Annotated in this window: 8 protein-coding genes; all 8 read left to right on the top strand. The window is 44.5% G+C overall.

The window, feature by feature from the left end; genetic code table 11:
• The first annotated feature begins 9 nt into the window (after window positions 1–9).
• The gene (locus tag ACFIL3_RS08785) at window positions 10–579 is read left to right on the top strand and encodes a hypothetical protein (protein ID WP_375682093.1); all 570 of its coding nucleotides are present in this window, start codon (window positions 10–12) and stop codon (window positions 577–579) included.
• On the top strand, window positions 569–2,515 hold the full coding sequence (locus ACFIL3_RS08780; RefSeq protein ID WP_375661184.1) for a phage terminase large subunit family protein: 1,947 nt from the start codon (window positions 569–571) through the stop codon (window positions 2,513–2,515). The genes ACFIL3_RS08785 and ACFIL3_RS08780 overlap by 11 nt, the downstream gene beginning before the upstream one ends.
• Window positions 2,516–2,518: 3 nt before the next feature.
• Entirely contained in the window at window positions 2,519–2,767 is a 249-nt protein-coding gene (locus ACFIL3_RS08775) for a phage head-tail joining protein (protein WP_375612364.1), read from the top strand.
• Window positions 2,767–4,311 carry a phage portal protein gene (locus ACFIL3_RS08770; RefSeq protein ID WP_375613965.1) on the top strand — a complete coding sequence of 515 codons (1,545 nt, stop codon included), beginning with the start codon at window positions 2,767–2,769 and terminating at the stop codon, window positions 4,309–4,311. Before ACFIL3_RS08775 ends, ACFIL3_RS08770 begins: the two co-directional genes overlap by 1 nt.
• Window positions 4,301–5,371, top strand: coding sequence for a S49 family peptidase (locus ACFIL3_RS08765; RefSeq protein WP_375682091.1), 1,071 nt, complete (start codon window positions 4,301–4,303; stop codon window positions 5,369–5,371). The genes ACFIL3_RS08770 and ACFIL3_RS08765 overlap by 11 nt, the downstream gene beginning before the upstream one ends.
• Window positions 5,254–5,634, top strand: a complete 381-nt coding sequence (locus ACFIL3_RS08760) for a hypothetical protein (protein WP_375682092.1) — start codon at window positions 5,254–5,256, stop codon at window positions 5,632–5,634. The genes ACFIL3_RS08765 and ACFIL3_RS08760 overlap by 118 nt, the downstream gene beginning before the upstream one ends.
• The gene (locus ACFIL3_RS08755; protein ID WP_375612361.1) at window positions 5,631–5,999 is read left to right on the top strand and encodes a head decoration protein; all 369 of its coding nucleotides are present in this window, start codon (window positions 5,631–5,633) and stop codon (window positions 5,997–5,999) included. The genes ACFIL3_RS08760 and ACFIL3_RS08755 overlap by 4 nt, the downstream gene beginning before the upstream one ends.
• A gap of 12 nt (window positions 6,000–6,011) precedes the next feature.
• Window positions 6,012–6,212: major capsid protein (locus ACFIL3_RS08750; RefSeq protein ID WP_375682090.1), on the top strand; the 201-nt coding region annotated here is incomplete at its 3' end.

Here is a 6,212-nt window from a genome sequence, read left to right as displayed (position 1 = left end):
GGAGCAACTATGAATAAGAAGAATCGTAAGGGTCTATCGGTTCGTGCGTTTGCGAAGAAGATGGGTGTTTCACATAATGCAGTGGTTTCTCGGATAAAGACAGGTAAATTTGATGCAGCTCTTTTTGAAGATGGTTCTGTCAATGAAGCGCTTGCAACAGCTATCTGGAATGAGAATCCAACAAAGCGCCCTGCTCCATTTTTAGCACCGGATGGTCAACCGCTGACAAAGATCAAACAAGCCTCCACAGATGGAGCCAATGAATACAAGATAAAACTGGAGCGAATGCAAGTTGCGCTAGCAAAAGAAAAGATTGCTCTGGAAAAGTTACGCGAAACCACTGTTGATCGTGAAGAAGTGAGAAAAGAAGCATGGAACTTTGGAAGAGCGCATCGAGATACAATGCTCAATTTTGCCTATCGCTTTGGTACTGAAATTGCGGCGCAAGTGGGATGTGATGCTGCGAGCCTTATTGGAGCTATCGATCATCATATGCGCAAAGCTTTAGTGGAAAATGTCGTCCCTGTTTCTTTTCACGATCCCAACATTTTAGAAGAGAATCCAGAACATGATAAGTGATGCTTCGCCCTCGTCCTCTGGTGCTGGGCTCTTTTTTTGCTATGCGAATGAAGGACGCCGTCCTGACCCGCCTTATACTGTTTCCCAGTGGGCTGATAAAAATCGTTATTTGAGCACAGTTACGAGTGCTGAGCCTGGATTATGGAGGACTATACGTACCCCCTATTTACGAGAGATCATGGATAATCTTTCTGTTTATGATCCGACTGAAACAACGGTTGTGATGAAGGGGGCTCAGATTGGAATGTCGGAAGCAGCGTTGAACTTTTGTGGTTATGCCATTCATCATAGTCCAGGACCTGCCCTTTATGTAATGCCGACAGTTGAGACCGCTAAGAAACTGTCAAAGTCTCGTCTTGATCCGATGATTTCAGCTAGCCCTGCTTTAAGTGAACGCATTGCTCCTGCTCGTGCAAGAGACAGTGGAAATACAATGTTTTCAAAGGAATTTTATGGGGGGACATTGATGATTACAGGAGCAAATAGTGCTGCTGGATTGCGTTCTTCTCCTATTCGCTATTTGGTTTTGGATGAAGTCGATGCTTACCCATTGAATGTCGATAATGAAGGCGATCCTGTAACAATTGCGGAAAAACGAACCTCTGCTTTTATTCAACGTAAAATTTTTAAATTGTCCACGCCGACACACCGTGACACAAGCCGTGTAGCCAAGGATTTTGTGCTAGGTGATCAGAGATATTACAATGTCCCTTGTGATGCATGTGGTGTTCTACAACCCATTGTTTGGTCACAAATTAAGTGGCCAAAAGGCGCCCCCGAAAAAGCTGTTTTTGTTTGTGCGCATTGTGGTCATGAACATGCCGAACATCGTAAGTCCACCTTAATGGCAGAAGAAAACGGTGCTTGTTGGATCGCAACACAGGAGTCAAGTAAGCCTCGTCTGCGTTCTTACCATATTTCAGCGCTTTATTCGCCATGGCTGACTTGGGGCGATTGTGCGCGCGAATTTTTAAGAGCCAAAGAAGACCCTGCTCTTTTGCAAGTTTTTATTAATACAGTGCTTGGAGAGCCATGGGAGGACAGAACAGGCGAAGTTGTTGATCCTGATAGCCTCTATGCAAAACGCGAAGATTATCCCCTTGCACCAGAACAATCCGTCGTGTTGACAGCTGGTATTGATGTGCAAAATGACCGCTTGGAACTTGAAGTGGTGGGATGGGGGCGTAGTGAAGAAAGTTGGCATATTGATTATCAAGTGATCCTTGGTGATCCCTCTTCTTTTGAAGTGTGGGACCAATTGGATGAATATCTTGCAAAACGTTGGCCGCATCCAGGCTATAAAGAGGGGATTAGGATAACAGCGGCTTGCATTGATACCGGTGGTGGACACACACAGGCAGTTTATAATTATGTACGCCCGCGTGAAGGGCGGCGTATCTGGGGCATTAAGGGGCAAGCGGGATGGCGTGCGGTATGGCCACGCCGACCAAGCAAAAACAATAAAGGACAGATTAATCTCTATATTGTTGGTGTTGACGCGGCAAAAGATATTATCACGGCACGGTTTAAAAAATCGGGACCTGAAGCATCAGGGGCTGGTGCAACACACTTTCACAAAAGCCTTGACCAGGAATATTTTGACCAGCTAACCGCTGAAAGAAAAGTCATCAAATATTTCAAAGGCTTCAAGCGTATTGAATGGCAAAAAAGTGAAAAGGCAAGAAACGAAGCCTTGGATTGTAGGGTCTATGCTTATGCGGCTTTACAAGGTCTGATTTCGGCGGGAATAAACCTTAATCGAGAAGTTGATATCTTAGAAGAGCGTTTGGAAAAACTTAAAATTGAAGGTTCTGTAGAGCAACCAACATCTGGGATTTCTTCATTCACTTCTCCAAGAAGATCTCAGATAGCAAAACCTCAAAGGAAACAATCCAGAACAGTGATGAATCCTTATATGCGAGGGGATTGGAGGTAATTTGTGGGTGAAACTTTAGAACCAATTAACAGCAAAATTGACAGACTGGAAAGTTTAAAAAGGCGGCGTGAACAAATTGAAGAGGCTCTTTATTCGGGTGCGCAATCAGTGCGTCACGGCGATAAGCAAGTCAGCAATCGTTCTGTTGAGGAACTTCGCAGAGCGCTTGAGATGCTGAACATACAAATAGCCAACCTTGAAGGGCGCAAGCGTTCACGCGTTTTCTATTTTAATATATCACGAGGCTATTAATGGCTGGTTTTTTCAATAAACTCACAGGCTTTTTTACAATTTCTCGTCAACACAATCCGCCTTTTGAAGCTGCAAGTAAAAGCCGCCGTATGGGTGGTTTTGACCCCGCAAAAAAACATATCAATAAAGCGATTGAAGAATGTGGTGATACCATTGTTGCTCGTTCAAGATGGCTTTATGATAATGAATCTCTTTATGGGTCTGCAACGGAAGAATGGGTCTCTGCGGCTGTTAGTGATGGGATTAAACCTTATCCTCGTATTGAAGGTTTTCAAGAAGAAAAGAAAAAGCTTTTAGACTTATGGTGGCAATGGGTTGATGAGGCGGACTATGATGAAGATGCCAATTTTTATGGACTTCAAGCAACCATTGCACGAGAAGTCTTTCTAACTGGTGAATGTTTTGTAAGACTACATTATGTTGACCTCTACGGGCGCTCTGGTGTGCCGCTTCAATTACAAGTTTATCCCACCGAAATGTTAGACCTTACTTACAATGGACCGGCTGATATTGAAGGCAATTACATTCGTATGGGGATTGAATTTAATGCCAGTGGCAAGCGCGTTGCTTATCATTTCTGGGAACATCACCCCTATGATGATGTCCCTGCAAATATGGCATTTGAGAGCCAAGAGCGCGTGCGTGTCCCTGCTGAAATGGTCATTCATATCAAAGAGCGCCGTATTGCCGGACAATTGCGCGGTTCTCCAAAAATAACGCGCGCTATGACAAAGATCTTTCAACTCGAATCCTATGACGACGCAGAACTCGATAGAAAAAGGACGGCGGCTCTTTTCGCGGCGTTTGTCAAGGACAATTCACCAAACGTCGAAAAATTATCCGATAATCGTGATAAAAACAACGTTGAAGAAGAATACAAAGCACCTGTCATTGCGCCCGGTGCATCTCTTTATTTAGGAGAGAATAAAGAAGTTACATTCTCAAATCCTGTTGAGGTTGGTGGCTCTTATGAGGCTTTTCAATTTCGCAATATCTTGAAAATTTGTGCAGCACTTAATATGCCTTATGCCGTTGTGACTGGAGACGTTACGCGGGGGAATTTTTCAAATGTACGCACCTCCATCATTCAGTTTAGACGGCACGTCAAACAATGGCGTGAACATATTATTGCCTTTCAGTTTAACCGCATTGTTTGGGAGCGTTTTGTTGAAATGGCAGTGCTTGCTGGATGCGTCAATTTGCCAGGGTGGGAAGAAAATTCCTTGCCATGGCTTCAATGTGAAAGCTTTGCACCCCCGCTTGAAATGATTGATCCAAACAAGGATATCTCAGCGGAAAAAGAAGAAATTCGTGCAGGCTTGAAAACACGACGCATGGCACTTGCCGAGCGTGGCTTTGATATCGACAGCATTCATGCCGAACTGCAAGAAGAGCACACAGACGCTCGTGCGCGCGGCTTATCTTTTGACACGGATATGGCAGCGACCTCTGATAGCAATCAAGTAATTGATACCGCAGATTCAGAACCTTCTGAAACTTATGAAAGTAACCAAGGCAGTGAGGCACATAAAAATGGTGAATAATCTTGATATGCCGTTTTTGGCATCACGGCTTTTTGGGGTTCCTCATATGCTTGCCTCGACAAAGCTTGATATCATTTTGAATGCTCTTGCACCACGCCTTTTTGAGGGAGAAAAGTTTCCCATTGAAGCTTATTCGCAAGAGAATACAGAAGCTTTAAGACCCCCTGAAACTTATGTAGTACAAAACAATGTTGCCATAATACCGGTTCATGGCACGCTTGTGCGCCGTGGTGCATGGCTTGGGGCTTTATCGGGGCTAACCTCTTATGAAGGTTTAAGCGCTTCTTTTCGTGAAGCCATTGCACAACCTGATGTTCGCGCTGTTTTACTTGATATTGATAGCGGCGGTGGAGAAGCCGGTGGTGTGTTTGATTTGGTTGAAGAGTTTCAAACACTCTCAAAACAATACGACAAGCCCATTTGGGCACATGCCAATGAGTTTGCTTGTTCTGCAGCTTATGCCATTGCTTGTGCGGCTTCTCAAATATGGGTAGCTCGCACAGGGGTTGTGGGCTCGATTGGGGTTGTTTGTGCCCATCTTGACCAATCTCGTGCGGATGAAAAACACGGGCATAAATGGACCTTTGTCTTTGAAGGTGATCACAAAACCCATGGCAACCCTCATGAACCCTTGAGCGATACAGCACAGATAAAAATGCAAGCCGATTGCGCCCTGCTCTACGAGATGTTTGTCGATTTGGTGGCGCAAAACAGACGCTTAAATGCTGCTGCAATTCGTGACACAAAAGCAGAAACTTTTATAGGCACCCAAGCGATCACGCTTGGATTAGCAGATGCGCAGGGCACCCTTGCGCAAGCTTTGGAAGCCTTAACGGATTCCATATCACAAAACCCAACATCAACAGAAAAAGAAGGACAAAACACATGGCACGCACACAATACCGCGCTGAAGAAGAGGATGACGAAAAGATCGTCGACATCATCAATGACGAGGAAGAGGACGAAGACGATAGTGACATCGACAAAAACGCCGAAATCTTTGACGACGAAGAAAACGAAGATGAAGATGAAGACAATGAGGACAAGCAGGAAAACATAAAAGCTGCTCTTGAAAAAGAAAGAAAGCGCGCAAAAGCACTAACAACCCTTGAAAGGCAAGCAAAGCACTTAGGCGTTTCTTTTGACGCAGCAAAAGCTATTCAAAACGGTATGAGTGTCGAGAAAGCACGCCAGTGTGTGTTGACGGCTGCTAGCTCTCAAAGCGCGTCTTTAAAAGTCTCGCCTTATACCCCTCATAGTGATGGGACGAGCAAGGCAAAGATTCACGCAAAATGGGAAGCAGCTTGGAGGGCAGTGAAATGACGAATATTATTTATGACGACGTACGCAATGGCGCTTATCTTGGACCCTACGACCCCGATATGTCAAATGAAGAAGTGCTGTTTGCATCAGGAGCATTCATTGAAGCTGGAACTGTCATGGGGAAAATTACAGCATCACAAAAATATACCCCCCTTAATCCAGCAGCATCAGATGGCAGTCAAACACCGGCAGGGATTTCTTTTGCCACTATTGACGCAACAGAAGCAGATCAACGTGCCGTGATTACAGCACGCTTATGCACTGTAAAAGCTTCTGAACTTCTATGGCCAGATGCCATCACGGATGAGCAAAAGAAAGCAGCCATTCAGTCTTTAGAAGACCATAACAACATTCTATTGCGATAGGAGAATGCACACATGGATATGAATTTTTTTAAACATGATGCTTTCTCAAGCATCACAATGATGAAAGCCATTGAAAACTATGAGTTTCAACCTGGTCTTGTAAGCTCTCTTAATCTTTTTGAGGAAGTTGAAACCAGTACCACAGTGGTTGGTATTGAACGGCGTGATAATACATTTTCGCTTATTCAAACCAGTGAACGTGGCGCACCTTTG

Source organism: Bartonella sp. CE47NXGY (genome assembly GCF_042195415.1).
Classification (GTDB): Bacteria; Pseudomonadota; Alphaproteobacteria; order Rhizobiales; family Rhizobiaceae; genus Bartonella.
This window is presented reverse-complemented; position numbering and strand designations above follow the sequence as displayed.

Bases quoted from the DNA above. Each gene is read 5' to 3' on its own strand.
- ACFIL3_RS08785 (WP_375682093.1), top strand. From the start codon at position 10: ATGAATAAGAAGAATCGTAAGGGTCTATCGGTTCGTGCGTTTGCGAAG.
- ACFIL3_RS08780 (WP_375661184.1), top strand. From the start codon at position 569: ATGATAAGTGATGCTTCGCCCTCGTCCTCTGGTGCTGGGCTCTTTTTT.
- ACFIL3_RS08770 (WP_375613965.1), top strand. From the start codon at position 2,767: ATGGCTGGTTTTTTCAATAAACTCACAGGCTTTTTTACAATTTCTCGT.
- ACFIL3_RS08765 (WP_375682091.1), top strand. From the start codon at position 4,301: ATGGTGAATAATCTTGATATGCCGTTTTTGGCATCACGGCTTTTTGGG.
- ACFIL3_RS08755 (WP_375612361.1), top strand. From the start codon at position 5,631: ATGACGAATATTATTTATGACGACGTACGCAATGGCGCTTATCTTGGA.